This is a genomic window from Psychroserpens mesophilus, assembly GCF_050617655.1.
In the GTDB taxonomy this organism is placed as follows: domain Bacteria; phylum Bacteroidota; class Bacteroidia; order Flavobacteriales; family Flavobacteriaceae; genus Psychroserpens; species Psychroserpens mesophilus_A.
In genome coordinates, this window is sequence record NZ_JBODQC010000200.1 from 1 (window position 1) to 266 (window position 266).

General features: G+C 43.2%; 1 pseudogene. It reads left to right on the forward strand.

What is annotated here, in order from left to right:
* Window positions 1-229 (forward strand): annotated as a pseudogene (locus tag ACRHNM_RS16940) (RecQ family ATP-dependent DNA helicase); the annotation flags it as partial.
* Between the last annotated feature and the right edge of the window lie 37 nt (window positions 230-266).

Consider the following 266-nt stretch of genomic DNA (forward strand, 5'->3'; position numbering starts at 1 on the left):
CCACGAAAACTGTGGTACGTGCGATATTTGTACCGCCAAGGGCAAGCGAACCTCTCCCCATCAATTGGAGGAACGTATTTTGGAATTGCTTGACCTAGGGCCACATTCATCCCGAAAGTTGGAAAGTGCCACCGGAGCGGATGAAAAAGAATTGTTGAACGCGCTTCAATTTCTGTTGGAAGATGGAAAGGTCCAACTAAATTTTAAAAATGAATATGTCAAAAAATAATTCGTTGCGAATTGTTTTCATGGGCACCCCAGACTTT